At 54.4% G+C, this 436-nt stretch carries 1 protein-coding gene; it reads left to right on the top strand.

Annotation, left to right across the window (positions count from 1 at the left end; translation table 11 throughout):
• On the top strand, positions 1-436 hold a 436-nt coding region (gene mutL / locus ACFWW2_RS01960), incomplete at both ends, for a DNA mismatch repair endonuclease MutL (RefSeq protein WP_393925682.1).

Below are 436 nucleotides of genomic sequence, written 5' to 3'. Positions count from 1 at the left end.
GCTGACGGCGGCAAAACACTGATCCGTGTCACGGATGATGGGTACGGCATTCCGGCCGAGGATTTGCCGCTCGCCCTGTCTCGTCATGCAACGTCCAAGCTGGAAGGGTCCGACTTACTCAACATTCATACCTTTGGGTTTCGTGGAGAGGCTTTACCGGCTCTTGGAGCTGTAGGGCGGCTGACAATCACAAGTCGTGTGGCTGATGAAGAGGCAGCTTCGGTCCGTGTTTCTGGTGGAGATATGGAAGCTGTGAAACCCGCAGCCCTAAGCGCTGGCACAGTTGTGGAACTCTGTGATCTGTTCTTTGCAACACCGGCTCGCTTGAAGTTCATGCGCACTGATCGTTCAGAAGCACAAGCGATTTCAGATGTTGTTAAGCGGCTTTCCATGGCCGAGCCCTCAGTGACGTTTGTCTTACGAGACGTATCTGGTG

Source organism: Yoonia sp. R2-816 (assembly GCF_046762905.1).
In the GTDB taxonomy this organism is placed as follows: Bacteria; Pseudomonadota; Alphaproteobacteria; order Rhodobacterales; family Rhodobacteraceae; genus Yoonia.
Note: the sequence above shows the minus strand (reverse complement) of the source record. Positions and strands in the feature narration are given on the sequence as shown.